Source organism: Sodalis sp. RH16, assembly GCF_047324245.1.
GTDB lineage: Bacteria > Pseudomonadota > Gammaproteobacteria > Enterobacterales > Enterobacteriaceae > Acerihabitans > Acerihabitans ligni.
Window position 1 is genome coordinate 2,579,122 of the sequence record NZ_CP178737.1, and the last position, 26,611, is coordinate 2,605,732.

Annotated in this window: 20 protein-coding genes; 15 read left to right on the forward strand and 5 right to left on the reverse strand. The window is 52.5% G+C overall.

Annotation, left to right across the window (positions count from 1 at the left end; all coding sequences use genetic code 11):
• Positions 1-291 precede the first annotated feature (291 nt).
• Genes arnB through arnF form a run of 7 tightly spaced genes read left to right on the forward strand, consistent with a single transcriptional unit; the run spans position 292 to position 7,688 of the window.
• Positions 292-1,446, forward strand: coding sequence for a UDP-4-amino-4-deoxy-L-arabinose aminotransferase (gene arnB, locus ACL2XJ_RS11855; protein WP_413726579.1), 1,155 nt, complete (start codon positions 292-294; stop codon positions 1,444-1,446).
• The gene (arnC, locus tag ACL2XJ_RS11860) at positions 1,433-2,413 is read left to right on the forward strand and encodes an undecaprenyl-phosphate 4-deoxy-4-formamido-L-arabinose transferase (RefSeq protein WP_132923430.1); all 981 of its coding nucleotides are present in this window, start codon (positions 1,433-1,435) and stop codon (positions 2,411-2,413) included. The genes arnB and arnC overlap by 14 nt, the downstream gene beginning before the upstream one ends.
• A complete protein-coding gene (arnA, locus tag ACL2XJ_RS11865; protein WP_413726884.1) occupies positions 2,413-4,395 on the forward strand; it encodes a bifunctional UDP-4-amino-4-deoxy-L-arabinose formyltransferase/UDP-glucuronic acid oxidase ArnA in 1,983 nt (660 codons plus the stop codon). The genes arnC and arnA overlap by 1 nt, the downstream gene beginning before the upstream one ends.
• Complete coding sequence (gene arnD, locus ACL2XJ_RS11870; protein ID WP_413726580.1) at positions 4,392-5,294, forward strand: 4-deoxy-4-formamido-L-arabinose-phosphoundecaprenol deformylase; 903 nt, start codon at positions 4,392-4,394, stop codon at positions 5,292-5,294. The genes arnA and arnD overlap by 4 nt, the downstream gene beginning before the upstream one ends.
• Positions 5,294-6,961: a lipid IV(A) 4-amino-4-deoxy-L-arabinosyltransferase gene (gene arnT / locus ACL2XJ_RS11875; RefSeq protein ID WP_413726885.1), complete on the forward strand. Its 1,668-nt coding sequence runs from the start codon at positions 5,294-5,296 to the stop codon at positions 6,959-6,961. The genes arnD and arnT overlap by 1 nt, the downstream gene beginning before the upstream one ends.
• Positions 6,958-7,308, forward strand: a complete 351-nt coding sequence (gene arnE, locus ACL2XJ_RS11880; RefSeq protein WP_413726581.1) for a 4-amino-4-deoxy-L-arabinose-phosphoundecaprenol flippase subunit ArnE — start codon at positions 6,958-6,960, stop codon at positions 7,306-7,308. The genes arnT and arnE overlap by 4 nt, the downstream gene beginning before the upstream one ends.
• Positions 7,305-7,688, forward strand: a complete 384-nt coding sequence (gene arnF / locus ACL2XJ_RS11885; protein ID WP_132923427.1) for a 4-amino-4-deoxy-L-arabinose-phosphoundecaprenol flippase subunit ArnF — start codon at positions 7,305-7,307, stop codon at positions 7,686-7,688. The genes arnE and arnF overlap by 4 nt, the downstream gene beginning before the upstream one ends.
• A 74-nt stretch (positions 7,689-7,762) precedes the next feature.
• Here the strand turns inward: arnF and ACL2XJ_RS11890 are convergent, their stop codons facing one another.
• The 3 genes from ACL2XJ_RS11890 to ACL2XJ_RS11900 all read right to left on the reverse strand — a co-directional run bounded on the left by ACL2XJ_RS11890 (position 7,763) and on the right by ACL2XJ_RS11900 (position 12,490).
• Positions 7,763-9,139, reverse strand: a complete 1,377-nt coding sequence (locus ACL2XJ_RS11890; RefSeq protein WP_413726582.1) for an MFS transporter — start codon at positions 9,137-9,139, stop codon at positions 7,763-7,765.
• 129 nt (positions 9,140-9,268) lie between these two features.
• Positions 9,269-10,153 (reverse strand): isocitrate lyase/PEP mutase family protein, encoded by an 885-nt coding sequence (locus ACL2XJ_RS11895; RefSeq protein ID WP_413726583.1) that lies wholly within the window; start codon positions 10,151-10,153, stop codon positions 9,269-9,271.
• 324 nt (positions 10,154-10,477) lie between these two features.
• On the reverse strand, positions 10,478-12,490 hold the full coding sequence (locus ACL2XJ_RS11900; RefSeq protein WP_413726584.1) for a sigma 54-interacting transcriptional regulator: 2,013 nt from the start codon (positions 12,488-12,490) through the stop codon (positions 10,478-10,480).
• A gap of 1,028 nt (positions 12,491-13,518) precedes the next feature.
• Between ACL2XJ_RS11900 and ACL2XJ_RS11905 the strand changes: the two genes are divergently transcribed.
• From ACL2XJ_RS11905 to ACL2XJ_RS11915, 3 genes are all read left to right on the forward strand, one after another.
• Entirely contained in the window at positions 13,519-15,189 is a 1,671-nt protein-coding gene (locus tag ACL2XJ_RS11905; protein ID WP_413726585.1) for a methyl-accepting chemotaxis protein, read from the forward strand.
• 301 nt (positions 15,190-15,490) lie between these two features.
• Positions 15,491-17,101 (forward strand): methyl-accepting chemotaxis protein, encoded by a 1,611-nt coding sequence (locus ACL2XJ_RS11910; RefSeq protein WP_413726586.1) that lies wholly within the window; start codon positions 15,491-15,493, stop codon positions 17,099-17,101.
• Between the two features lie 234 nt (positions 17,102-17,335).
• Positions 17,336-18,301, forward strand: a complete 966-nt coding sequence (locus ACL2XJ_RS11915) for a D-2-hydroxyacid dehydrogenase family protein (RefSeq protein WP_132923422.1) — start codon at positions 17,336-17,338, stop codon at positions 18,299-18,301.
• 24 nt (positions 18,302-18,325) lie between these two features.
• Here ACL2XJ_RS11915 and ftrA read toward each other — a convergent pair whose 3' ends face one another.
• Positions 18,326-19,315, reverse strand: coding sequence for a transcriptional regulator FtrA (gene ftrA, locus ACL2XJ_RS11920; protein ID WP_203522806.1), 990 nt, complete (start codon positions 19,313-19,315; stop codon positions 18,326-18,328).
• Positions 19,316-19,451: 136 nt separating this feature from the next.
• On the opposite strand from ftrA, the gene ACL2XJ_RS11925 reads away from it, so the two are divergent.
• The 4 genes from ACL2XJ_RS11925 to ACL2XJ_RS11940 all read left to right on the forward strand — a co-directional run bounded on the left by ACL2XJ_RS11925 (position 19,452) and on the right by ACL2XJ_RS11940 (position 24,239).
• Complete coding sequence (locus tag ACL2XJ_RS11925) at positions 19,452-21,044, forward strand: B12-binding domain-containing radical SAM protein (protein ID WP_203522805.1); 1,593 nt, start codon at positions 19,452-19,454, stop codon at positions 21,042-21,044.
• The gene (locus ACL2XJ_RS11930; RefSeq protein WP_413726587.1) at positions 21,045-21,965 is read left to right on the forward strand and encodes a DMT family transporter; all 921 of its coding nucleotides are present in this window, start codon (positions 21,045-21,047) and stop codon (positions 21,963-21,965) included.
• Positions 21,966-22,306: 341 nt separating this feature from the next.
• Positions 22,307-23,230 carry a glycosyltransferase family 2 protein gene (locus ACL2XJ_RS11935; protein ID WP_413726588.1) on the forward strand — a complete coding sequence of 308 codons (924 nt, stop codon included), beginning with the start codon at positions 22,307-22,309 and terminating at the stop codon, positions 23,228-23,230.
• Between the two features lie 259 nt (positions 23,231-23,489).
• The gene (locus ACL2XJ_RS11940) at positions 23,490-24,239 is read left to right on the forward strand and encodes a GntR family transcriptional regulator (RefSeq protein WP_413726589.1); all 750 of its coding nucleotides are present in this window, start codon (positions 23,490-23,492) and stop codon (positions 24,237-24,239) included.
• A gap of 9 nt (positions 24,240-24,248) precedes the next feature.
• Here ACL2XJ_RS11940 and ACL2XJ_RS11945 read toward each other — a convergent pair whose 3' ends face one another.
• Positions 24,249-25,502 (reverse strand): DUF1835 domain-containing protein, encoded by a 1,254-nt coding sequence (locus ACL2XJ_RS11945; protein ID WP_413726590.1) that lies wholly within the window; start codon positions 25,500-25,502, stop codon positions 24,249-24,251.
• A gap of 310 nt (positions 25,503-25,812) precedes the next feature.
• On the opposite strand from ACL2XJ_RS11945, the gene alkB reads away from it, so the two are divergent.
• The gene (gene alkB / locus ACL2XJ_RS11950) at positions 25,813-26,460 is read left to right on the forward strand and encodes a DNA oxidative demethylase AlkB (protein ID WP_203522800.1); all 648 of its coding nucleotides are present in this window, start codon (positions 25,813-25,815) and stop codon (positions 26,458-26,460) included.
• Positions 26,461-26,611: the final 151 nt, after the last annotated feature.

Genomic DNA, 26,611 nt, shown 5'->3' on the forward strand with positions numbered 1-26,611 from the left:
AACCAAACTACGCCTCTTTTTGGTTAAAGCTTTCGGCCGGGGCGGTACCTTTGTTTTCGGCGGTTGCGTCGCCGATCGCCGTTCGGCGGGTAAAAAGAGGGCTTACCCGTTGATTTATCGGGAGAAGGCTTAGTTAATAAAGTGCGTTGCCCATGAATTAAGCCGAATTCCCTCATAATCGATTAATTAAAGTCCAGAATGGGTGCAGTTATTCCTATTAAATTTAATCTTCGTTTAATAAAGAGGGATTATAGTTACTATCAAAATGCATTTATTACTGTGGTAACGAATATGGATCTCCTGCTGCCTTTTTCCCGCCCCTCAATCGGTGCAGAAGAGATAAACGCCGTTGAGCAGGTATTACAATCGGGCTGGATTACCACCGGTCCGCGGAATCGGCAATTGGAAATCGATTTTAGCGCGGCGTTCGGCTGCCGGCACGCTATTGCCGTCAGTTCCGCTACCGCCGGTATGCATATCGCCTTGATGGCTCTAGGCATCGGTCCCGGTGATGAAGTCATTACTCCATCCCAAACCTGGGTCTCCACGGCCAATATGATCGAACTGCTCGGCGCCCGGCCGGTGATGATCGATGTGGACCGCGATACGCTGATGGTGGATGCCGACGCGGTGGAAAAGGCCATCACTCCCAGGACCAGGGCCATTGTCCCGGTTCATTACGCCGGCGCGCCGCTGGATCTGGATCCGCTGCGCGCCGTGGCCCTGCGTTACGGCATTCCGCTGGTTGAAGACGCCGCACACGCGGTGGGCGCACGCTATAAAAACGAATGGATAGGTGCTCGCGGCACCGCGATATTCTCTTTCCATGCCATCAAAAACATGACTTGCGCCGAAGGCGGTTTGATTGCCACCGACGACGATATGCTGGCCGAACGGGTACGCAGACTGAAATTCCACGGTCTCGGGGTGGACGCTTTCGATCGCGACAGGCTGGGGCGTAAACCACAGGCCGAAGTGGTGGAGCCCGGCTTCAAATATAATCTTTCCGATATCCACGCGGCTATCGCCGTGGTGCAGCTGGCGCGTCTTCCTGAGATGAACGCCCGCCGCCGCCGGCTGGCGGAACAATATCGCCGGCGGCTCGCGGAGTCGCCCTTCCTGCCGCTGGGGTTGCCGGACTACGCCCATGGGCATGCCTGGCATTTGTTTATGATACGCGTCGATCCGGAGCGCTGCGGCCTGGATCGAGACCAATTGATGGAGCGCCTGCAGGATAAGGGGATCGGTACCGGACTGCATTTTCGCGCCGTCCATACCCAAAAATTCTACCGTGAGCGTTATCCGCAGCTGTCGTTACCCGACACCGAATGGAATTCGGCGCGTCTGTGCACTTTGCCGTTATTTCCCGATATGACCCAGGAAGATGTCGATCTGGTGGTCAATGCCTTGTTTTCACTAGTGGAGCCGCCCAGTGCCTCGCGTTGAACCTCTTAATACCGTTTCGATCGTCATTCCGGTATTTAACGAACAAGAAAGCTTAACGGCGCTGATTGGCCGTACCAGCGCCGCCTGCGGTCAATTACGCCAGCGTTATGAGATTATCCTGGTGGACGACGGCAGCAGCGATAATTCCGCCGATATTCTGTCGGCGGCGGCGGAACGGCCGGACAGCCATATCATTGCCGTGCTGCTGAATCGCAACTACGGCCAGCACTCGGCGATCATGGCCGGTTTTCTGCAGGCTACCGGCGATTTAGTCATTACCCTGGACGCCGATCTGCAAAACCCGCCGGAGGAAATCCCCCGCCTGGTGAGCGTTGCGGAAGAGGGTTATGACGTGGTGGGATCGGTTCGGGCCAACCGGCAAGATTCCTGGTTCCGCAAAACCGCCTCGCACATGATCAACAAATTGATCCAACGCTCCACCGGCAAAGCCATGGGGGATTACGGCTGCATGTTGCGGGCCTATCGGCGCCAGGTGGTGGAGGCCATGCTGCATTGCCATGAGCGCAGCACTTTTATTCCCATCCTGGCGAATTCCTTTGCCAGGCGAACCACCGAAATCAACGTCAGCCACGCCGAGCGGGAGTTCGGCGATTCAAAATACAGCTTTTTGAAGCTTATCAATTTGATGTACGACTTGATCACCTGCCTGACCACCACGCCGTTGCGGTTGTTAAGTCTGGTGGGCAGCGTGATTGCCGTATCCGGTTTTACCCTTTCGGTGATATTAATCGCCATGCGCCTGATCTTGGGTCCCCAATGGGCGGCGAACGGCGTTTTTACCCTGTTCGCCGTACTGTTTACCTTTATTGGCGCTCAGTTCGTCGGTATGGGGTTACTGGGGGAGTACATCGGCCGTATCTACAACGATGTCCGCGCCCGTCCCCGCTATTTTGTGCAGAAAGTGATCGGCCGGCAGCAGTCCTCGCATACTCAGGAAAATGAATGATGAAAGCTATCGTATTTGCTTACCATGATATCGGCTGTGTCGGGTTAACCGCCCTGGTGGAGGCCGGCTACGACGTTCAGGCTGTGTTTACCCATACCGACGAGCCCGGTGAAAATAAATTCTTCTCTTCCGTGGCGAGGCTGGGGGCCGATCTCGATGTGCCGGTGTATGCGCCGGAGGACGTCAACCATCCGTTATGGGTGGAACATATCCGCAAGCTGCGGCCGGATATTATCTTTTCCTTTTATTATCGCCATATGCTGAGCGAGGAAATTCTGTCCCTGGCGCCCTGTGGAGGCTTCAATCTGCACGGCTCGCTGCTGCCGCGCTACCGCGGCCGCGCGCCGGTTAACTGGGTGCTGGTGAATGGCGAAACCCAGACCGGCATCACGCTGCACCGTATGGTGAAAAGAGCCGATGCCGGCGACATTGTCGCCCAGACCATCCTGCCTATCGCGGATAACGATACCGCATTGAGCCTGCACGCCAAGATGCGCGAGGCGGCGAAACCGCTGCTGGACGATCTGTTGCCGCTGCTCAAGGCCGGAAATGTCGAATGCATGCCGCAAAACGAGGCCGAAGCCAGCTACTTCGGTCGCCGCACCGCCGCGGACGGCGAAATTTTCTGGCATAAGCCGGCTCGGGAGATAGCCAATCTGGTGCGGGCGGTTACCGAACCTTACCCGGGGGCATTCACTTATCTTGGGGAGCGAAAGCTGATCATCTGGCGCAGCATGGCGCTGGATACTGTTCACGACAAGCAGCCCGGTACGGTGCTTAGCACCTCTCCGCTCACTATCGCCTGTGGCGAGGGCGCGCTGGTTATACAAAGCGGCCAGGGCGAGACCGCTTTGTATATGCAAGGCAACCGTCTGGCCCAGGAAATGGGTATTATGCCCGGCGTGCGCCTGGCGGCCAGGCCCGCGGCGGCGCATGGACGCAGGGTTCGGGTGCTGATTCTCGGTGTGAACGGTTTCATCGGTAATCATCTGACCGAACGCCTGCTACGTGAAGATCGGTACGATATTTACGGGCTGGATATCGGTTCCGATGCCATTGAGCGCTTCCTGGATAACCCGCACTTTCACTTTGTCGAAGGGGACATCAGCATTCATTCCGAATGGGTCGAATACCATATTAAAAAATGCGATGTGGTCATGCCGCTGGTGGCAATTGCCACGCCCATTGAATATACCCGTAACCCGCTGCGGGTGTTCGAGCTGGATTTCGAGGAAAACCTGAAAATCGTGCGTGACTGCGTGAAGTATCACAAACGCATTATCTTCCCCTCCACCTCGGAAGTATACGGCATGTGCGACGATCCGGAGTTTAACGAAGATACCTCCCGGCTGATCGTCGGGCCCATCAATAAACAGCGCTGGATCTATTCGGTTTCCAAGCAGTTGCTGGATAGGGTCATTTGGGCCTACGGCGCCAAAGAGGGATTGAAGTTCACCCTCTTTCGGCCTTTCAATTGGATGGGACCGCGCCTGGACAACCTTGACGCCGCCCGTATCGGCAGTTCTCGGGCCATCACCCAATTGATCCTTAACCTGGTGGAAGGATCGCCCATCAAGCTGGTGGACGGCGGGGCGCAAAAACGCTGCTTCACCGATATCAACGACGGCATAGAAGCCCTTTATCGCATCATTGAAAACCGTGACGGGCGCTGCGACGGACAGATTGTGAATATCGGTAATCCCGCCAACGAGGCCAGTATCCGTGAACTGGGGGAGATGCTGCTGGCCAGCTTTGAGCGTCACCCGCTGCGCGATCGCTTCCCGCCTTTTGCCGGCTTCAAAAATGTCGAAAGCAAAAACTATTACGGCCAGGGTTACCAGGACGTTGAGCATCGAAAGCCGAGTATAGAAAATGCCCGCCGGCTGTTGAACTGGCAGCCGGCCATTGCCATGGAGCAGACCGTTGCCGATACTCTGGATTTCTTCCTGCGCTGCACCGTTTCCGCGGGTAGAAAAGGGTGAAACGAGTCGGATTACGGGTAGATGTGGATACCTTCAGCGGCACCCGGGACGGGGTGCCGCGTTTGTTGGCGCTTTTTGAACGCTATAATATTGTCGCCAGCTTCTTTTTCAGCGTCGGGCCGGACAATATGGGCCGCCATCTTTGGCGGCTGATGTATCCGCGCTTTTTGCTGAAAATGCTGCGTTCCCATGCCGTGTCGCTTTATGGCTGGGATATCCTGCTGGCCGGCACGGCCTGGCCCGGCAGGAATATTGCCCGCTCGCTGGGGCCGCTTATGGCGCAGACCGCCGACGCCGGGCATGAAACAGGCTTGCATGCCTGGGATCACCAGGGCTGGCAGGCCATGGCGGGGCGCTGGCCGTCAGCCGAACTTGAACGGCAGATCCGGCTCGGCGTGGACGCGCTGCAGGCCGGGATCGGCCGGCCGGTGACCTGCTCCGCGGCGGCGGGGTGGCGCGCCGACGGACGGGTGCTGGCGGCAAAGCAGAATTTTGGCTTTCGCTACAACAGCGACTGCCGCGGCGTCCATCCCTTCAGGCCGCTGTTGGATGATAATCGCATCGGCACCGTGCAAATCCCGGTAACGCTGCCGACGTTCGATGAAGCGATCGGGCGTGAAATACAGTTGGAGGATTACAACGACTATATTCTCGATTTGATCGCCAAAGATATCGGTCCAACCGTTTATACCATCCACACTGAAGTAGAAGGCCGCTCGCAGTCGGGGATGTTTGAACAATTACTGCAACGGGCGCAACAGCAGGACATTCTTTTTTGTCCCCTAAGCGCGTTATTGCCGGCGGATATCAATTCATTGCCTCTTGGGCGCGTGGTTCGCACACCGTTTCCGGGGCGCGAAGGATGGCTGGGATGTCAGGTCCCGGTGGTTGAAACATGATGAAAATCTTGCAAAATGTCCGGGCCGCCGGCGGCGGCGTGGTCCTTTTTTTTGTCTTGCTCTATCTGCTTCCCCTGAACGGCCGTTTATTGTGGCAGCCCGATGAAACCCGTTATGCCGAGATCAGCCGGGAAATGCTGCAGCGCGGCGACTGGGTGGTGCCCCATTTGCTCGGGCTGCGCTATTTCGAGAAGCCGGTGGCGGGCTATTGGTTGAACAATATCAGCCAATGGCTATTCGGCGACTCCAATTTCGCCCTTCGTTTTGCGGTGGCGTTCAGCAGCGGTATTACCGCCCTTTTGGTCTTCGCCCTGGCAATGATGATGTGGCGGCAGCGCAGCACGGCGTTGCTCGCCGCCCTGATTTTTCTTTCCATGACGTTAGTGTTCGGCGTCGGCACCTACAACGTGCTGGATCCGATGATTACGCTGTGGCTTACGGCGGCCATGGCCTGCTTTTACCTGGGGTGGCGCGCCGAAAGCCCGGGCAAAAAATGGGCGGCCTACATATTGCTGGGATTGGCCTGCGCCATGGGCGTCATGACCAAGGGGTTCCTGGCTCTGGCGGTACCGGTGTTCGCCGTGCTGCCCATCGCCATACAGCAGCGCCGTTTCCGGGAGCTGTTAATCTATGGCCCGTCGGCGGTGATGGCGGCGGTATTGCTCTGCTTGCCCTGGGCACTGGCGGTGGCGCACCGTGAACCGGATTTCTGGCACTATTTTTTCTGGGTGCAGCATATTCAGCGTTTTGCCGAGGACAACGCTCAGCATAAGGCGCCGTTCTGGTATTATCTGCCGGTGATCGTGGGCGGAACCATGCCCTGGCTTGGTTTGCTGCCGGGATCGTTGCTAAAAGGCTGGTTTGAGCGCCGCGTCCGGCCCGAGCTGTTTGTCCTGTTCTCCTGGGTCGTGATGCCGTTGCTGTTTTTCAGCATCGCCAAAGGCAAGCTCCCGACCTATATTTTGCCCTGCATGGCGCCATTGGCGCTGCTGATGGCCGCCTATGCCGCCGACTGCGCCGCGGCGTTACGTCATCGCGTTTTCCGGCTGAACGCGGTCATCAATATTATTTTCGGTGGGGTATGCATCGTGGCGCTGGCGGCCATGGGCTTCGGTTTGTTCCATCACCCGCTGTACGGCCGGCAGGAGTGGCCGAAAATCGCCATCGGCATTATCGCCTTCGCGGGCTGGGTATTGTTCGCCGTTTTATCCCTGCGCCGCGCCGGACAACGCTTTGCATGGGTCGCGGCTTGTCCGCTGCTGCTCGGGCTGCTGGTGGGATATGCGATTCCGCAGCATACCATCGACAATAAACAGCCGCAGCACTTTATCCGGCTTAACGCCGATCTGCTGGATCGCGGCGGCTATATATTAAGCAACAATGTCGGCGTGGCTACCTCGCTGGCATGGGAGCTTAAGCGCAGCGATATCGAAATGTACCGGGAGAAAGGTGAATTGAGCTACGGGCTGGCTTATCCCGATGCGCAGGGTCACTTTGTCAGCGGGCAGGATTTTACCCACTGGTTGTCGCAGGCGCGGCAGCACGGCAACGTGTCTCTGGTGCTGCGGCTACGTGAGGGCCATGATGTGGCAGGCGATCTGCCCCCCGCCGACGCCGTGCGGCAGCTAAACGAGTTAGCGCTGTATTTCTACCGGCAACGGCCATGAACGGCTATCTCCTGGTGTTGCTGGCGAGCCTGCTGGCATGCGGCGGTCAGCTGTGTCAAAAGCAGGCCGCCTTGTGCTGGCGGCGGCGCCGGCCGCCACAACATCGCCGCCGGGCAACCCTGGGCTGGCTGGCGGCGGCGGCGGTGCTGTTGATTATTGCCTTGGTCGTCTGGCTCAGCGTGCTGCAACGTTTGCCCCTGAGCCAGGCCTATCCCATGCTCAGTTTGAATTTTGTTCTTGTCGCCTTATGCGCGCACTGGCTTTTTCATGAGCGGATTACGCTGCGCCAGTGGTGCGGTGTGGCATCCATTATCCTGGGTATAGCGTTGATGGGGCTGTTTGCATGAAGGGATTATCCTGGGCGGCGGCCAGCGTGCTGTTGGTGACGGTGGCGCAACTGCTGATGAAATGGGGTATGGCGCAAATCCCCCTGCTGCCGTTGAATCTCATTGCTCCGGGACTCGTTGCCTATTACGGGCTGCCGCTGCTGGCGTTAGCCGGCGGCATCCTGGCTTATGCCTTATCCATGCTGTGCTGGTTTTATGCTTTGCTTTATTTGCCGTTAAGCACGGCTTATCCGTTAATCAGTATCAGCTATGCCCTGGTGTATTTTGCCGCCGTTTTGCTGCCGTGGTTCAATGAAACGGCTACATTCTTCAAAACCTTCGGTGTCGCCTTTATTTTATTCGGCGTGTGGTTGATCAACGGCAAGCACTCCGGGAAATAGCGATTTTCCCGTCTCTGTTTCATGTTTTTTTTGCATCTCTTGTTGCGCATTGAGCAGGTGAATGCCTTTAACGTTTACACCCTGAGCCCACTGTCCTTATGCAGCCCGCTGGCGCTGCCGGCCGGCTGGGCATCGGCGTCCCGCGGTCTGGGCTCGACAATGGTGACGACAAAGATCAGGCAGAGCATTGCCCCGACGGATAAGGCGAAAAAAACCATATTCCAGCTATAGTGGTCCAGAATCATTCCCACGATAAAGGGCAGGCACATTCCCCCCAATTGTCCGCCCATATTGATAATGCCATAAGCGATAGGATAGGTGGCTTTGTTCACCCGGCCCATGGCATACACGGAAAAAGCCGAATAGCCCAGGGCTAACAGCAGGCCGGTCACGAAAAACAGCGCGGTCAGCAGCCACTGATTTTCCGGTGCGTGGATAATGAGATTCATGGAAACAATGGTGGAAATGGCGCTGACCATCATCAGGGGTTTTCTCCTTTTTCCCAAGACATTATCGGACAGCCAGCCCCCAAGCAGATTGCCGATGAGCGTGCCGACAAAAGGGGAGGCCGCCAGCATGGCGGAATGCATTACCGAAAATCCCTTCTCCTGTAACAGGTATTTCGGCAGCCATGACATCAGAACGCCAACGGTGCCTACCATAAAAAAGTAGCCCAGCGCCGCGCCGTAAATATCCCAGCAGCGGAAACACTGTTTTGAACTGGTGAGGTCCGCCACTTCCCTGGTGCGAATCACGCGATCCAGCCAGTAAAAGCGGAATGCCTTGATCTCCCGTGCCTGGTTATTGAGCGAGGAGACGCCGCTCTTGATATATTTCAGCTCTTCTTTGGACACGAATTTACTTTGTTCGGGATGGTTACAGACCATTACCGCCCAGATAATCGCCAAAAGGATGCCGGGAATACTAAACAGGATAAAAATATAGCGCCAATCGAAATTCATCAGGATCCAGGCGCTGATCAACGGCACAATAAGCGGCCCCATATTGGAGCTGGCCAAAAAAATACCGGTGGCCGTTCCCTTTTCTTTGGCGGGAAACCAGTTATTGATGGTTACCGTGGAGCCGATAACCACGGTGGACTCGCTGATCCCCACCAGCGTTCTCAGCATCTTGAGATGCAGGGCCGAATTCACTATACCCATCAGACCTGTACAAATAGCGGTGAGAAAAATACCCAGCGAATAGGTTATTTTAACGCCGAATTTATTGACCAAAAACCCGGCTGGGATTTGCATGATGGCATAACCGGCAAAAAAAAGGCTTACCAGAAGGCCTGCCTGCGTGTTGTCCAGATTATATTCTTTTTGAATAAACGGCAGGGCAAAACCGATATTAGCCCGGTCCGCATATTCCACCGTGTAAACAATAAATATTAAACTCATGACCCACCAGTGATACTGAGTCATCCTTTTTTTCTGTATATTAGCCATGGGGATATCTCCTGAATAATATCCTTAAAATAGGTTATAAGAGGCAATGGCAAAAGTATTGTCGGGGTAATAGTTTAGGGATATATATTACCCCGAGCTAAAAGTAAAATTTTGATAATACTAATTTAACTATTTATTGTTTTCATAATCCGCTTTGCGACCGGTATAATACTTTTCTTCCGCCGCCCTGATTTCCGGTAAATTCAGCAATTGGTTAAATTCCTCAAAAGGGATCATGTATTTGATGAAATTTTCAGTGGTGCCTTCCCGTTTTAATGTTTTCATTAATTCAGAAACGGCCCGGGCTTCGGCATACACTGAAGAGACGCAGAAAATAACCAGATTGTAGCCGATATCCTGCAGCCTCCCGGCGGAGAGCAGCGGGGTCCGCCCATGTTCAAGCATATTAGCCAATACGGGCACATTGAAACTGCTGGTGACGACGCGCATTTCCTCTTCCGTTTCCACCGATTCGATAAACAATACATCCGCCCCGGCTTTTTCATACGCTTTACCGCGTTTTATCGCTTCTTCAAGACCATAATTGGTTCGTGCGTCGGTACGGGCCATTATCAGCATATCGCCACGGCGAGCGTCGCAAGCCGCCTGGATTTTGCCTACCATTTCTTCCAGCGGCACCACGTCGCGACCCAGCATATGCCCGCATTTCTTAGGTGCAACCTGGTCCTCTATCTGCATCATGGCCACGCCGGCGCTTTCATAAAGCCGGGTGGTTCTGATCATATTCACGGCATTGCCAAACCCGGTATCGGCATCGGCAATAACCGGAATGTTGACGCGATCGACAATATTCCTGGCCCGCGTGGCCATCTCGACCTGAGTTAAAAGACCTACATCGGGCTGACCGAGCATGCTGGCGGCGGTGCCGTACCCTGTCATATACACGGCTTCAAAACCGGTGTCTTCAATGATTTTCGCCGTTAAAACATCATGGGCGCCCGGCGCCACCAGAATATTTTTTTGCTGCAGTCTGGCTTTTAATTTTGTTCCCATTCCACTCATGTCAATTATTCCCGTACAATAAAGATGATTGTTTCTTTACCGAAAGCTGATGCCTGTGGCAAGCATCTTTCAGCGGCTCAGTACAGGAATAGCAGTTATCGTGCCAGAAAAAATGCCCGATATTTATTTTTTAAATAACCTTAATATTCAATTGAATGCATGATATCGCTTTTTAAGCGGCTTAATTTTTCCCATGTGTAGAACGGTTGTTTTATCAAAATTGATAAATATATATCATTTATGTTATATCAATTTTGATATGCCATTATCAGCAGCGTGAATAAAGTGAAAATAGCGGCAAGAGAATGCAAAAATTTATTCTTTATCTGCCTCACCGGCGGGATGATTATCCGACTCGCTATATTTCATCTCCTGAAGTTTACGCCAAAGGCTCATGGTGCTGATCCCCAGTTTCTGCGCCACCTTGCTGTGACTCCCCTGGCATTCCGCCAGGCAGCGCATGATGATTTGCTGTTCGTGACGCTTAATCATGGTTTTCAGCGGCAAAGAGTCCCTTTCGGCCGGTGGCGGCAGGGAAAAATCGCCGGAGGCGCCGTCATCGGCGATGAGGTTCGGCGCAGCGCTTTTGATGCGAAGAAAAAGCCGGTCAAGCAGCAAACGCCGCTTTTTTTCGTCTTTGATTTGAAATAGCAGGGCGATGCGTTCCACGACGCTTTGCAATTCGCGCACATTGCCCGGCCACGGCCAGGTCACAAAGGTCTTCTCCATAAAAGGATAGATCGCCGCCAACTGCTGCTCATCATGAATCCGCCGCGCCAGCAAACGTTTGCCGATGATCAGCGCGTCATCGCCCCGCGCTCTCAGAGGGGGAATATCCAGGGAGAGAATGTTGAGGCGGTAATACAGATCTTCCCTGAACCCGCCGCTGGCGCAAAGCTGGCTTAAGTTTTTATTGGTGGCGCAGACGATGCGCACGTCAATTGAGAGAGTGCTGTGGCCCCCCACCCGGCGCACTTCTTTTTCCTGCAATATCCGCAGCAGCTTAACCTGGAAGGACAGGGGCAGCTCACCCATCTCATCAAGAAAGAGGGTTCCTTTATCGGCCAGTTCAAAAAGACCTGGTTTCCCTTTGCTTCTGGCGCCGGTAAAGGCGCCGGCCTCATAACCGAACAGTTCGCTTTCCAACAGGTTCTCGGGAATTGTGGCGCAATTAAGGGCGACAAAAGGGTTATCCCGGCGGGCACTGGCATGATGTATTCCCTGGGCAAAAAGTTCTTTGCCGGTACCTGACTCCCCTTGAATAAGCACCGTCGAGTCGGTTTTGGCGTAGATAGCGGCCAGCTCGATGATTTCACGCATATCCCCGTGCCCGGTGACGATATCTTCCAGACGGTATTTGGCGGCGAAGCCGGTTTGCTTAAGCTTGCGCAGCCGCATCTCCTGGTGCTTGATATCCGCCGCTTCGGTAAAGGTACAAACCACTCCCCAGCAGGAGGAGTCGATGATAATAGGTACCCTGTTGGTGACGATGGTGGCGTTGCCGATATCTTGCAGTTCGCCGTATTCGGCGCGTTTGCTGTTTAAAACGCTCTCGACATTGGTATTAGGGATGACGTCGCGGGCTTTATGGCCGAGCACGGAGCTGAAATCCACATTCATGATGGATTCGGCCCGTTTATTCATGTGGGTAATATGATTGTCGGTATCGGTGACCAGGACGCCGTCCCACACGCTGTCCAAAATGGTTTGCAGCATAAAATTACGCTGGGTCAAAACGCGCCGGGTACCGGCAATATTGCATGCTTCATTAAAAGCGATCCGCACCGAATCCTCTTCGGACTCCAGTACCTTGGCCCTAAGACCGTATTTTACCGCCAGGGGCGGGATCAATTGCCCGCCCAACAGCAGCTCCGCCCCGGCTTCTTTTGCCAGAATTATTTTATTTTCCAGCTCCTGAAAATTATCGAAAACAGCGTTGGTAATGCCGCAACGCAGGGCCTGGGCCACCTGCTGCAAACCGTAAATTTCGTGCCCGAAGCTAAAACAGACGATTTTGCCGGCGGCGTCACCGGGGGCGGCGGACCGGTTGAAATCCAGCAGAGTCCGAAGAACGTTCAGCGCGGTAGTATGGACGGATACAATAGGTATATCATTGAAATTATTGCGTAAATATCCCGCCGTGCCGCCGCGGCTGATGATAATCTCGGTATGGGAATCCAGAGACTTGCGCGCCATCTCCGCAGCGTTGTCCAATACGCCGCGTACCAGCGTGATGCTGCAATCGAACTCCGGCGCGATCTTGCAGACCATTTTTGTCAGATCGTTGGTGGGGGAGACGACTAAGAAGTGATAATCTTTTTTTTCCATGGTCAATAGCAAGATCCCGTAGACACGTCAACGCGGATCATCTCACGCTCATGCAATAGTTTCAGCGGCCATGCGGGGACGTTAACAGCCTTATCCACTCATTTTCTGCGGGTTGTGTTGCAAAATTCAAATTTGTTTATGTTTCCGGACAAGAGAACCCGAGGGACTCTGAAAGATATCCTGCTCTCAGCCGGCGGCGCGCATTTCACTGACATAGGCACCCCTCATTACGATAGGCGTTAAATAATATATACGCCGTTTATCCGCACGTAATAATAAGCAATGCATTATCCTATTTTATTAATCAGCCTTCGAAACTATATTGGCTTAATTTGTCTCATAACCCGGTGGTATTTTATTAACTGAGACATTCTTTACTCCCCACGCAGAACTAAATCGGCCTTACGAAGCCAATTTCTTTACATCATGCTAAAAAAAGCCATTCAAAAAGTAGAGTTGGTGGATAGGACCCGCAGAAAGAAAGGAATCAACCAATCGGACAATAATAATGCATCTTGAACAATGCCAGGTCGGCTTGCCATTCCTTACCGTATATTATCGCCATAATATATTTATTATAACTTTAATCGGCAGAAAAAAAATCGATCTCTGAAGGAAAAAAAGAGTGCAACAGGAAAAACGGTGACTAAACTCCTTGTTTATTAATGGGCTGTAAGAATTTAGGGTTTAGAAACAGCGAAAAATTTACAGATTTTACGCAATCAAAAATGAGGAGTAGCGGTAACCGCTTAGCCTCCTAACCATCTGTTTTTGATCTCTTTTTTTCCGGCATAACCATAAAGTTTCTAAGGTGCCGGTCGATAAAGATACTATATCAGTAAACCGTTTTACAGGGAGCGGAAATTAGCTGATATTTCGCTTAATAAAGACGAGGTCATTTCCCTCATACGTCTTCAATAGAGAATGCGCTTAATAGTAAATTTGAAAATTTATGTTTTTACATCCTGCACGCCTTTTCACACATATGCGCAGAAGTCAGCATAGATATAATTGACAGGAGCCTTACCATGAGCTTACTTAAAAATACCAGTATCAGGGTTATCCTACTAATTACGCTTGGTTTTTTTTTGATTTTATGGGGCGGGGTTTCCGCGTTTACTCTCTCTTCCCTAAATCAGGTAACTCAATTTTTAGCGACCAGTGAAGAGCAAAAGGCCGATATAGATATCATAAGCCGCGGCAACGATCAGTACTTTCGCACCGTCACGCGACTGGCCAGGGCGATGGATTTTGTGCAAACCGGGGAAATGGCGGACGCGGATAAAGTTCTGGCAACGGCGGCGGACTCCTTTCAGAACGCCAAAGATGCCTTGGCCTCATTTAAGGCCAAACCGCACTTATCCAGCGATACCGCCGTTACGGATGCCATGATTGATAGCTGGACCAAACTTATCAATCAAGCCCTTGAGCCGATGTTCCAGGCGGCGCGGGCCAAGCAGCTGGATCAATACCGCCAATTTTTCAGAACGCAATATCCGCCGTTTAGCGTGGCGTTTGGCGCGGCGGCCGAAAAATTCAAAGCACAGGCCCGTTCGGATGAATCTGTCAAACAGGTTTATACACTGGTGGATTTAAGCCGTAAGATCTTGATTGCCGCACTTGTTGCCGGCATTGCCATTCTGCTGCTCACTGACCGTTATCTGATCAATTTCATGATTAAACCGCTAAAGCGTATTGAATCCCAGCTTGAAACCCTGTCGGACGGACATCTGGGCGAGACTATCGCTGAATTCGGCCGCAACAATGTCGGACAGCTGATTCCTCATTTACAGAGTATGCAGCAAAGCCTGATCCGGACCGTGACGGCCATTCGGGACAGTTCGGCCTCTATCTACCAGGGTTCGGGAGAAATCAGTCTAGGCAACAGCGATTTATCATCCCGTACCGAACAACAGGCTTCCGCCCTGGAGGAAACCGCCGCCAGCATGGAACAGCTGAGCGCGACGGTGAAACAGAATACCGAAAATGTATTTCAGGCCAACAAGATGGTGCAGGACGCCTCGGATACCGCTAAAAAGGGCGGCGCTATTGTTGATGAGGTTGTGGAGACCATGAGCAGCATCAGCACCAGCTCGAAAAAGATCGCCGATATTACCGGGGTCATCAACGGCATAGCGTTCCAGACCAATATTCTGGCGTTGAACGCGGCGGTTGAAGCGGCGAGAGCCGGCGAACAGGGCCGTGGCTTCGCCGTGGTGGCGGGAGAAGTGCGTAGCCTGGCCCAGCGCAGCGCACAGGCGGCGAAGGAAATCGAAGGGTTGATCAGCGAGTCGGTTGAACGGGTCAACACCGGTTCGGTTCAGGCCTCCCGTGCCGGTGAAACCATGCATAATATTGTCCAGGCGGTGGCCAAGGTCACCGATCTGATGGGGGAAATTTCCTCTGCTTCCGATGAGCAGAGCAGGGGGATCAGTCAGGTAGGGCAAGCGGTATCGGAAATGGACAGCGTTACCCAGCAAAATGCGGCGCTGGTTCAGGAATCCGCCGCAGCGGCCGCGTCCCTTGAAGAACAGGCCCGTCTTTTGACTCAAACCGTGGCCATTTTCCATCTGCCCGCCGGGGGAAATAGCGTCAATAACGCGCCGCCGGCCGAGGATAAGCCGGAGAAACGCCTGCTGTCGCCGCTTACCGCTTCACCGGAGCAGGAACATACATCGGAAAATTGGGAAACATTTTAATTTTTAAGCTCTGAATTCCAACACGGGTTTTCGCAGCCGCAAAGGGGCAGCGAAAACCCGGCTTACTTAATCTGTGCCTCTTTTATTACGAATCACCCGATATAGCCGAACCGCCTTTTTTCAGACAGGGTTGCCGCCGCCGGGGCGGGGCCGTTAATAAGCCTTTCATATGTGTCCGCTATCATTCCGATTATTTGACTTACGGCCGGATGATTATCTTTATAGTTACCGGTCTGTCCGGCTGTAACGATTTTGAAATAAAGTGATCGAATACTGCTTTTTATTTAGCGCGGATAAAAAGATGTCTATTATCAAACCAGTGGTTCACTGGCCGAAAATCCTGAGGTTTCGACATCTGTCGCTGCCGGGATGGATGACCAGCCTGCGAGGCGGTTTCATACTTTTTACCCTGATATTTTGTTTGCTGCAGTGCGCTTCTATCGCTTTGTTAACCCGGCTGGTGACGCAAACGACGACCAATGTCACCACCGCCCGCATGATGACCGAACGGCAATCTCTGTTGAACAAATCACGCATAGAACTCTTGACCGCCAGCGACAATATCGATCGCGCCGGCATCTATTACATGCAGGATAAGCAAAGCGGTTCGGTGGGCAGTTGGAATGCCCTGGCGGACAGCGCCGATGCATCCCTGAAAGCCGCGCAGGGTTACTACTCTTCTTACCAGAAATTGAGTTCGGGACAGGATGACAGCGCTCTGCAGCAAAGTTTTTCCATGGTATTCGACGGCCTTCATGAGCAGTTAAAAGGCATCAGGGCCGATAATATCGACTCATTTTTTATGGTGCCGATCCAGGCATTCCAGGAACAATTCAACGGTCTGTTTTATCAATGGCTGCAGCAGGATAATGCCGATGCCGAGCGTTTTAACCAAACCATGCTGGCTTCATTGACCCATAACCGTAATATCTCCCTGAGTATCTCGGTATTGCTGATGGGGTTATTGGTCTTAGCCTGCCTGGTGTTATCCTTTGCGGTGGTGACGCCGCTCAATCGCGCTTTGCGCCATTTGGCGTCAATCGCCACCGGCAACATTGCCCATGCATTACCGGCTTCACGCTGGCAGTCCCGTGAAATCCACTGGCTTAACCAAGGTATCGATGAGATGCAGCGGGGCTTGCAGCACATCATTCAAGAAATCAATGAAATATCATCCCTGGTGATGCACAGCGCCAATGATATTGCCCAGCATAACCAGGGGTATAGCCGGCAAAACCAGCAACAAATGGCCGCCTTCGATGCCATCAGCGATAAACTGGACAGCGTTGCCCAGGACGTGGATAACGGGGCGCGTTTCGCCGGTAACGCCACCAGGCAGATGAACGACGCGGAAGCCTTAACCCGGCATTGCGGTGAAATGGTCACGGAAGTTGATCGTAAAATGCATGAAATTGTGGCCGAATCGGAAAAAATCGCCGGTATTATCACGATGCTGGACGGGATCTCCATGCAAACCAAGCTGTTGGCGCTGAATGCCGCCATCGAGTCGGCCCATGCCGGTCTATACGGCCGCAGTTTTTCCGTCGTGGCGAAAGAAATCGGCTTATTGTCTCAAAAAAGCGGCAGCTCCACGCGGGAAATCGACCATCTGATCCACTCCACCCATAAGCATATCGACAGCGGTTTTAGCCGGGTTAAAGCACTGGATACCTTTTATCTGGATATCATCAAATCGGTGCGGGGGGTGTCGGTGTTGTTAGAGGAATTACAGCAGAACGCCAATCAGCAAAGCCTCCAGGTCAATACCATCGCCGGTGAGATTAAACGGCTGAACGATCAGATACATCAAAGCCATTCCCTGACGGTGGCCAGTGCCCAGGCTTCCGATTCGCTGATTTCCCATTCCCAGCGGTTGCGGCAAAGCGTCAGTAAATTCTCGCTGACCTTGTAGAGGCCAAACGGAAAACAAACGGTAACTTCAGCCGCCAGAAGGTTCCGCCGCCCTGAAAGGCGGCCATGTCCCGGCATTGGGAGAAACAATATTTAACACAGTGCCGGCCAGAATCAGTGGCAACCCCTTTTCATATCCCTGTACTCTGACAATATCCGTATTCCTTCGGCACCCTTTATTAAGCGACACTATTTACGAGGCGGTTGCAGGATCGCTCCGAATGAGGAGAACATTTTGGATAAACAGCTACCTATACGCATCGCGGTGATCGATGATTGGCAATCCGTTGCGGAGCAAGCCGTGGATTGGTCGGCTTTACACTCCCTGGGATCGGTGACTTTTCTTCATGATTACCCCGCGGCGCCCGCGCAAATGGCGGAGCGGCTGCAATCCTACGATGTTATTTGTCTTATGCGGGAACGCAGCCGGTTTGATAAGGACCTACTGACCCGGTTACCCCGATTGAAACTGCTGCTCACCAGCGGCATGCGTAATGCGGCTGTGGATATGGAGGCCGCCGCGCAGTCCGGTATTCTGGTCTGCGGGACCGAGAGCGGGAAGCATGCGGCGGCCGAATTGACCTGGGCATTGATTATGGCCGTGACCCGTAACCTGGCCGACGAAGCAGGCTCCCTGAAAACAGGGGGATGGCAGGTAAGCCTGGGCGGCGGATTATACGGTAAGACGCTGGGCATTCTGGGTTTGGGTAAAATCGGCCAACGGGTTGCCGGTTATGCCCAGGCTTTCGGTATGCGGGTGATTGGCTGGAGCCAGAATCTCACCGCCGAGGGCGCGCAGCAGCACGGCGTGTCCTATGTCGCCAAGGAAGAACTCTTCAGGCAATCTGATGTGCTATCCATTCATTTAGTCTTGAGCGACCGCAGCCGGGGCATTGTCGATGCGTCTTCCATGGCTGTGATGAAACCCACCGCCTATCTGGTTAATACGTCGCGCGGACCGTTGGTAAATGAAGCGGCGCTAATCAAAGCCCTGCGGGAACATCATATCGCCGGTGCGGCGCTGGATGTATACGATCAGGAACCCCTGCCGCGGGATCACCCGTTCCGCCGCATGGATAACGTCCTGGCGACTCCCCATATCGGTTATGTCACCCAGGAGGATTACCGCATCTTTTTCACGCAGATGATTGAAGATATCCTGGCCTGGCATGAGGGCCGGCCCATACGGACCCTCTCTTGAACCGGTAGGCGCGACGTCGCAAAGCTAACCGCCATCGGCGTACTCCCCGCGCAGCCCCCCGCGGCGAAACGCCGTCGGGGACAAATTCTCATGGGTTCTGAACTGGTGCCGCAGCGTCGCTTCCGAGGAGTGCCCGGAGACTTCGGCAATTTTGGCAATGGAAAATGAGCCGTTGACCAGTAACTCCTTGGCGTATTCCAGCCGGCACAACGCCAGCCACTGCATAATGGGCAAGCCCATGGTTTCCTGAAAATGGCGCTGCAGGGTCCGTTCGGACATCATGGCCCGTTTCGCCAGGGATGACACCGTATGGGGCAACGCAAGATTGGCCCTCAGCCAGTCCACCAGGCCGGCAATCCGGTTTTCGCCTTTTTCCACCGCCTTGGTTTTAGGCAACTGCTGCTGGCGGCCTTCGCGGTGAAAAGAGATAACCAGCCGCTGGGCCACCCTATTGGCGACCCGGTGGCCGTAATCGGATTTAACCAAATGCAGCAGCATGTCCAATCCCGCGGCGGAGCCGGCGGAGGTCATTATCTGGCCTTCATCCACATACAGCGCCGAAGGCAAAACGTTGGTATCGGGATAGCGCTGCGCCAGCAGGCGCGCATGATGCCAGTGGGTGGTAACGCTTTTGCCATGGAGTAATCCGGCCGCAGCCAGTACAAATACCCCGGTACAGATGCTGCATATTCTGACGCCCCGTTGATAAGCGTCCCGCAGGCTTTGTAATAAACGCTCGGGAGGCGCTTCATCGATGTCACGCCAGGCCGGGATCACGATGGTGTCCGCGGTTTCCAGTATTTCCAATCCGTGCTGAATTTCCATGACCAGACCGCCGACGGCATGGATTCGATGCTCTTCCGCCGTACATACCGAGAAGCGATACCAATCAACATTCAGCTCGGGACGCTGCACGGCAAAAAACTCAATCACGCAGCCAAATTCGAAGGTACGCAGCCGATCGTAGGCCACGGCCACGACGTGATGTTTCTTTTTGGCAGAATTTATACGCATGTTGACTCTTCACATTCTATGAAGCAAGCAGATCGTCAAGGGATAATATCCCTGTTTTAAAGGCTTGGCGACGGCTAATTCGTTCATGTGATGCCGGACGCCTGGCATTTAATTGATGTTATATGAGGAGTAGGACATGCGCATCGCTCTGATTAATCCGGAAACCGAGACGCCGGACATGCGAGAGCTCTATGGCCATTATGAAAATCTGGCGCTGGGACTCATTGCGGCACAATTGCGTTCGGCCGGCTACAGTGTCGAACTTTTTGATTTGCGGGTGGATGGCTTTACCGAACATGAGATGGTGACGAAAATCATCAAAGGCCGGTTTACCCTGGTGGCGTTCAGCGTTAATTACGTCACGCTTCAATCCGCCCTGCGGATCAGCCAGCGTCTTTATCAGTTCGCCGAAGCAAAACCCTTTATTGTCCTTGGGGGTGAACATGTCTCTTATGAAGATGTCGGTATCCTTACGGCCTATCAGTCCATCGATGCCATCTGTCGCGGCGAGGGTGAAATCAGCCTGAAACGGCTGGTGGATACGGTCAGCAATGATTTCCCGCTAAACGACGTCGATGGGATAACGTTCCGGGATCCGCAGACCGGACTGATACATATCAATAATAACCGGCTACCGAACAGCGAGCTGGACGGTCTTTCGTTCGCGGCACACGACATCGCCCATCGAGGCATAAAAACCGGCAGGCCGGTAAAAACGGGGATATTGATCAATCGAGGCTGTCCCTATCCCTGTGTTTTTTGCAATGCCCAGCGTTTCTTGGGCAATGAGTCAACCGGGGTCAGAACCCGCTCGCCGGCAAATGCCGTCAAGGAAATAGCCGCATTGGAACCCCTGATTAGACAGACCAAAGATTATCTGCATATTTATGATGCGACGTTTGTGACGCCGTCGAAAGAGAACAGATTATGGATGAACGCCTTCTGCGAGGAAATGGAACGCAGGGAACTGTCGCTGCCGCTTAATGTGTTTATCCGGGCGGACAGCTTCAATATTGATAAAGAAAAAGATCACCAATTGCTTATGCGGTTACGCGCTATAGGCATGATAAGCACTTATCTGGGACTGGAGGCGGGGGACGATGAACAATTGGACACCTATAATAAAAAAATCATCCCTTCTGAATCCAGCAGAGTTTTCCAGTATCTAAAATCCAAGGGAATAGCGGGCTCCACCAACGGCTGCATTACCTTTTTTCAGGATGTCACTTTAAAACAGGTACAAAAAACCATTCTTTTTTTATACGGCGCCGGTTTGGCTTCGTTCTGGAATATTTCTTCACGAGCGGAAACCCTGCCGGGAATACGGCTTAACCAGCATACCCTGATGGAGCACAGGTATGTACCCTGGGATGTTACGAATTATCATTTCAGCGACGGGAAAGTTGCGCAGCTTTATGCTTATGTAAAAAGGATTCATGACCGGTATGAAATCATCCGTCTGGAAGATCGCTTGTTACGGGAAATTCGCGATCAGATAAAAATCACAAATTTCCATAAGGGCCTGCTGGGTTATTCAGAGAGAGAAGCGGAGTTTGATCGCTATATTGAACTGATACAAGCAAATACGGTGGAATTTTTACTTGCGCTAATCAATGAGTTAGATGCTACCGGCTCGATATCGGATCGTTTCATGAAAGAGGAATTCAGCTATATCCCACGTTTGGAAAAAATGATAAGAGAATTATCTATAATATTTGGAGTGAATTGAATGAACATCAAAGTCTATATCGCACTCTCCCTTTCCGCTTTTTTCTGGGGTGGTTCCGCCATCGCAGGTAAATATGCTTTAGATGTCTTTGTGCCCTCTATTGTCACGTTTTTACGGTTTTTTATCGCAGCATTGATAATCTTATGTTTCATCAAGGATAAAAATAAACTTATCCGTATCGATTTAATTACCCATCTAAGAATGTTCGTTACGGCGATTTTTGGCGTAACGCTATGCTATTATTTTTACTTCAACGGATTGAACGGCAGCAGCGCTTTTAATGCGGGAATCATCGAAGCGACCATCCCCTTGATCACGTTGCTTATTGCCGCCATGTCGGGCATGGAGCATGTCAAACCCTGGCAGTTATTTGGCTTGATAATAGCCTATCTCGGCGTAACTATCACCATCACCGGCGGCGATTTGAATATTTTGTCTGCCGCGTCCTACAATATAGGCGATGTCATGCTGCTTGTCAGTACCTTGTGTTTCGGTATCTATAATGTATTGATTAAACGCTGGGTTATCCCCTTGCCGGGCATGATAAGAATGTTTTATCTGTTCTTTTACGGCAGTATAGCCTTCCTGCCATGGGTTTTGGCGGACGCTTTTCATCTGCAATTTTATTGCTATCCCGGGAAAAGCATCACATTTATAAGTATTGCTTCATTGTTGTTCATGTCCATCGGCGGCTCGGTGCTGGCCTACCTTTTTTTCAATCAGGGTATCGATAAAATAGGCGCCACCAAAGCGGCTTCATTCATCAATTTGGTGCCTTTTATCACGGTGCTGCTGTCAGTGTTCGTTTTAAAAGAGCCGGCCAGTTTGTTCAAATGGTTGGGTGCGTTAATTATCATCGCCGGCGTAATGCTGTCCAACAGAGCGACGGCGGCAAAGCCGCAAACCACCCCGTCGCCATGATCCCGGCGGAAATGGTTATGCCAATCCCCGTGATTATCGCTATGATAAATATTCCCCACTCTGCCTGAGCGGGATTATCCCCCGCACCATGGGTTTAATTTGTTCCCCTTCCTTATGTCAGGTATATCGCTTAGAATGGACAACGCAATCATCTCTTTTGAGATTGATTTAATCAAATTTCCATAAAGCGAAGCAATACTTGAACGCTTAATCATAGCTAAAATTCCGCTTTATATCTTTTTTTTTGGCAAATTAAATGTTTCTTTTTAAATATAAATAGTAATAAAACTGTAAGAAATTTAATTTAACATTAATTATTCTAACTATTAGAACGCTTATCAATGAAATCAATAATTCTAAGCATTATTGTTACAGCACATAATAGCGGAAAATATCTGGCGGCCTGTCTGTGCTCATTGAAGCTTGCCTTAGGGGATCATTTTGACTTATGCGAAATATTACTCATTAATGATGCATCATCTGACGATAGTGAGAGCATATACGATCAATTTGCCCTCGGCTATGAAAACGTAAAAAAATTTAATGTTTCATATGAAAACATCGGGATGGTAAGAAACTTTGCGGTCCACAAGTGTAGTGGCCAATATATCACCATGCTGGATGGGGACGATCTGTTCATACGGGCTTCACTGATAGACATTTTGAATTTTCTCCGCTCCCGCAGACCCGATATGTTGATCACCAAGTTAAATGAAGTGATTGTAGAAGCGCCGGAAGGCAAGGTTGCGCCCTTTTCCGCCAGGAAGATCGGTCAAGACAGGGCCATCAGAGAGTATCTCATTCATAAATCCTTTCAGGCGCATTTCATCGGGAAGTTTATCAAAAGTGAAATTCTTAAAGACCATCATTTTCCTGACTTTATATGTTATGAAGATGCATTTCTTTTTTTAGAAGTTTTGCAGCATTGCGATAAAATATTTTATTCAGGTTCGGGACCCTATTTATATATCAAAAGAGCTAACTCTTTATCAGCGAAAATTGACGAGGGAAAAATTAAGCTTCATAAAATTTCGCTGGAAAGAATGGAGTCTATTCTCGGTGGCGACTATAAGTCACTACAACTTTGTCATTGGATAGATTTCGTTAATCGATATCATAATATCATCGCTCTTTGGCACGATCGCGGCGGGGTGAAACAGTGCCTGGAGAATGTAAGAACCTTGCCTTTTATGCTAAATCCCTATGTGCGCTTGAGTTTCAAACTAAAGCTTCTAAAAGTAAAAAAAATAACCAAAGCTTGGTGATAAGAATAAAATTCTCCCTCAGATAAAAATCCATGTCAATCCGCCAGTCACGGCGCCGGTACCTGAAGTTAATTTTTTGTTTATTAAAACATTATATGTTTTAATATAGGGTTTTAGCGCCATTGTGCTTACCTGGACGACTCCACCACGGCCGTTTTCCATCGTTGCCCGCTTTAGACAACTCTCAATGGTCATGGCCCATTGCACGGCTTTGCTGGTGCGGCTAGGGAAGGATTTTTTATAAGGCTATAATTTTATTATGAAAGTTAAATCGAACCGTCTTGTCGATCGGGCCGAGCCGGCAAAGATACCGCTTTATCAAAAGATGAAAGACGATCTGGTGCAGCGGGTTCTGAGCGGTGAATGGCGTCCGGGGGAGCTGGTGCCCAGCGAAACGGCGTTGGCAAATGAATATTCCGTCAGCGTCGGCACCGCCCGCAAAGCCATTGAGCAGTTGGCGCAGGAACGGATGGTGGTGCGCCAGCGGGGGCGCGGCACGACTATTGCCACCAACAGGGGCGGGAGCACTAAGCCGTTTCGCTTTCTGAAATTTTTCTCCCGGGATCATATTCGAACGGAAGAGTCGATATATCTTGAGATTATGCCGGGCAAGGCCACGGCGCAGGAAGCCAAGTCCTTTGGTCTTGAGGCAGGCGCACCGGTGGCGCGCATGGTTCGGCTGCGGGCCGCGAACAAGATGCCCATGCTCATCGAAAGAGCCGCCATCAGGGAAGATTTATGCCCTAAAGCCAGCCAACTGATTACCCTTCATCGTCCGGTGAGCATCTCCAGCTTTCTCGACCGCATGTTCAATATTCTGATTATGCGGATCGATGAAAAGATATGCGCGGCGCTGGCCGACGAGGAGGATATCAAGCATCTCGGCGCCGCGGCGGGTGACCCTGTGCTGGCGGTAGAGCGTTTGTCTTACGATCTCGCCGGCCGGCTTATCCAGATAAGCCAATTGCATGTAGCCAAAGAGGCCTACTACGCCACCAGTACCAAGTGAATCACGTCATCAGGGACGCCATACCGGCCGCAAATCATCATCTATTGCCCAGTGCGGCCCGCCGCTCCTGATGCGTACTCCGCCAACCCATCGTTCCATTCCGGCTTGATCAAACCAGTAGGCGCAGCCTGCCGTTACCCGTTGCCCCAAGGATGTCAGCGTCAGCGTGCGTTCATGCCAGAGGCGCTCGGTTCCGGTCTCGGTTATCAACGGGGAGGGTGCGTCAATCAGCGGGCGAAGCAGGGCATGGAACATAGTATCGCCCAGGTACGGAAGCGGCTCCCGTTTCGCCATGAGCTCGGCGAATACTCGGCCAAAAGCAACCGTCCCTTTTTCACGTATGATCTCCAGCGCGAGATGTTCGGTTAACGAAAGACCGGTGCGAAGCGCCGGCAATTCCCTTAATTGCCGTAATAACGCCGGCGCCAGAAAAGGCAATGGCGGACTGGGAGCGTGCACCAGCGCCGCCCAGGGCAGGGGTGATGAAGAACGATAGGCGGCCCAGGCACGGCGGGCCAGGCGCAACGCATCCTCACCCAGCGGCCGGCGCTGCGGCCAAAGCCAGGCAAGCAAATCGGGGGCGAGTTGGCCGATGCCGATAAATCGTTCCACACCGGGCACGTGATTGATTTCTATCAGCTCCAGCCGAGGGGGGAGATGCCGCAGTCCGGCCAGTAAACGGATCAGGAAAAGCTGATCGTAGGCATCCGCTTCGCACCACAGCACGACATGAGGGGAGTGCGCCAACTGGTCGATAGCGGCGTATTCCTGAGCCAGGCGCTGCCTGCTTTCTGCTTCGTCCATGGCGAAGGCGCGGCTGATAAACTTACTCCGGACCGCCTGGAATTCCGGCGGCGGCAGGTCAGGTACCGGCCCCATGCATAAGGGATCGGTGAACATTCGGAATTCGCCCTTGAAGCCGGCGACGCGCAGAGTATGGGCTATGTCGTTGCCGCAACGCCAATGCACGGAATTTGCTTCATCGTCCGAATCGAATCCGGGGTGGCGGGCGGCGAAAGCAATGGCGTCAATATGCGCCTTCAGCTTCGGCCAGCTGGGAAAGCCCAAGTCTTGGGCAATTAACCATTGCGCATCGGACAAACGACGGGGATGGGATGAAAATCCGGCGCCCGTAAGGCGTTCTTCCAGGTTGGGTGCGGCGCCGTTCCGTAGCTGCTTGAGCAGCTCTTTGGCACGCTTGCGCTGCTGTTCGAGGTTGATTTTACCGTCGTGGCGGGAAGAATATTGCGGATGTTGAGGCATACGATCTCCATGCTAAGCCTTGTCCGCTGTAAGGCCGGGAGCCGTATGGGCTATTCGTCTGGCTGATGACCTGGGCGCAGCCCTTTCCGCGGACGGGAGGCGTGGAGGACGCCATGTCCCACTATAGCCGAAGAGAAGATAATGACGCCACGCCTTTTAGGCGGAGGGTGTGAACGTGCGCTCATGTTCGTTAGGCGAGGGTTGCAAAGGGCCTTTACTGGGTGTCGCCGCGAAAACGTGCCAGGAGAGCGCTGGACATCCGGTATCCATCGGCTAATATAAATACTGTGTGCATATACAGGTTATGCCAATGACGATGGATCTTTTTGAAGACGCGTTGCCGCCGCCGTGGCACGAACAAATCGCCCCCGGCGCGGTGGTGCTGCATGGTTTTGTCCGCGATCACGGTCCGGAGCTGCTGGCAGCGGTAAACAGCGTGGTAGCGCAGGTGCCTTGGCGCCACATGATCACGCCGGGGGGTTACCGCATGTCGGTGGCGATGAGCTGGTGCGGCAACGGCTGGACCAGCGATAATCGCGGTTATCGCTATTCGGATCGGGATACCCGCACCGGCAAACCCTGGCCGCCGATTCCGGAAATATTGATGGCGCTGGCGGATGAAGCCGCTGTGCAGGCGGGATTCGGCCATTATGTACCGGACTCATGCCTGATGAACCGCTACGATCCCGGCAGCAAGCTTTCCCTGCACCAGGATAAGGATGAAAATGATTTTGGCGCGCCTATTGTATCGGTCTCCCTTGGATTGCCGGCGGTATTTCAGTTCGGCGGCCTGCAGCGCGGCGACAAGGCTAGGCGCGTCCCGCTGGCCCACGGCGACGTGGTGGTGTGGGGCGGGCCGTCCAGACTCAATTATCACGGTATTTTACCGGTGAAGGAGGGGTATCATTCGCTGGTGGGGCCGCATCGTATCAATATTACACTGCGTAAGGCGTTATAGTCGGGTATTGTCATGAATCGCGGTTACCGGCCCGTCTGTTTAAACTGCCGCTGCATATAATTTATTTGTTATTTTATCTACTCACGGCAAAGATACATATTGTGTTTAGGTGTCGTTAATTGCAAAGGCAATCGCATTAATCGAGGATGTA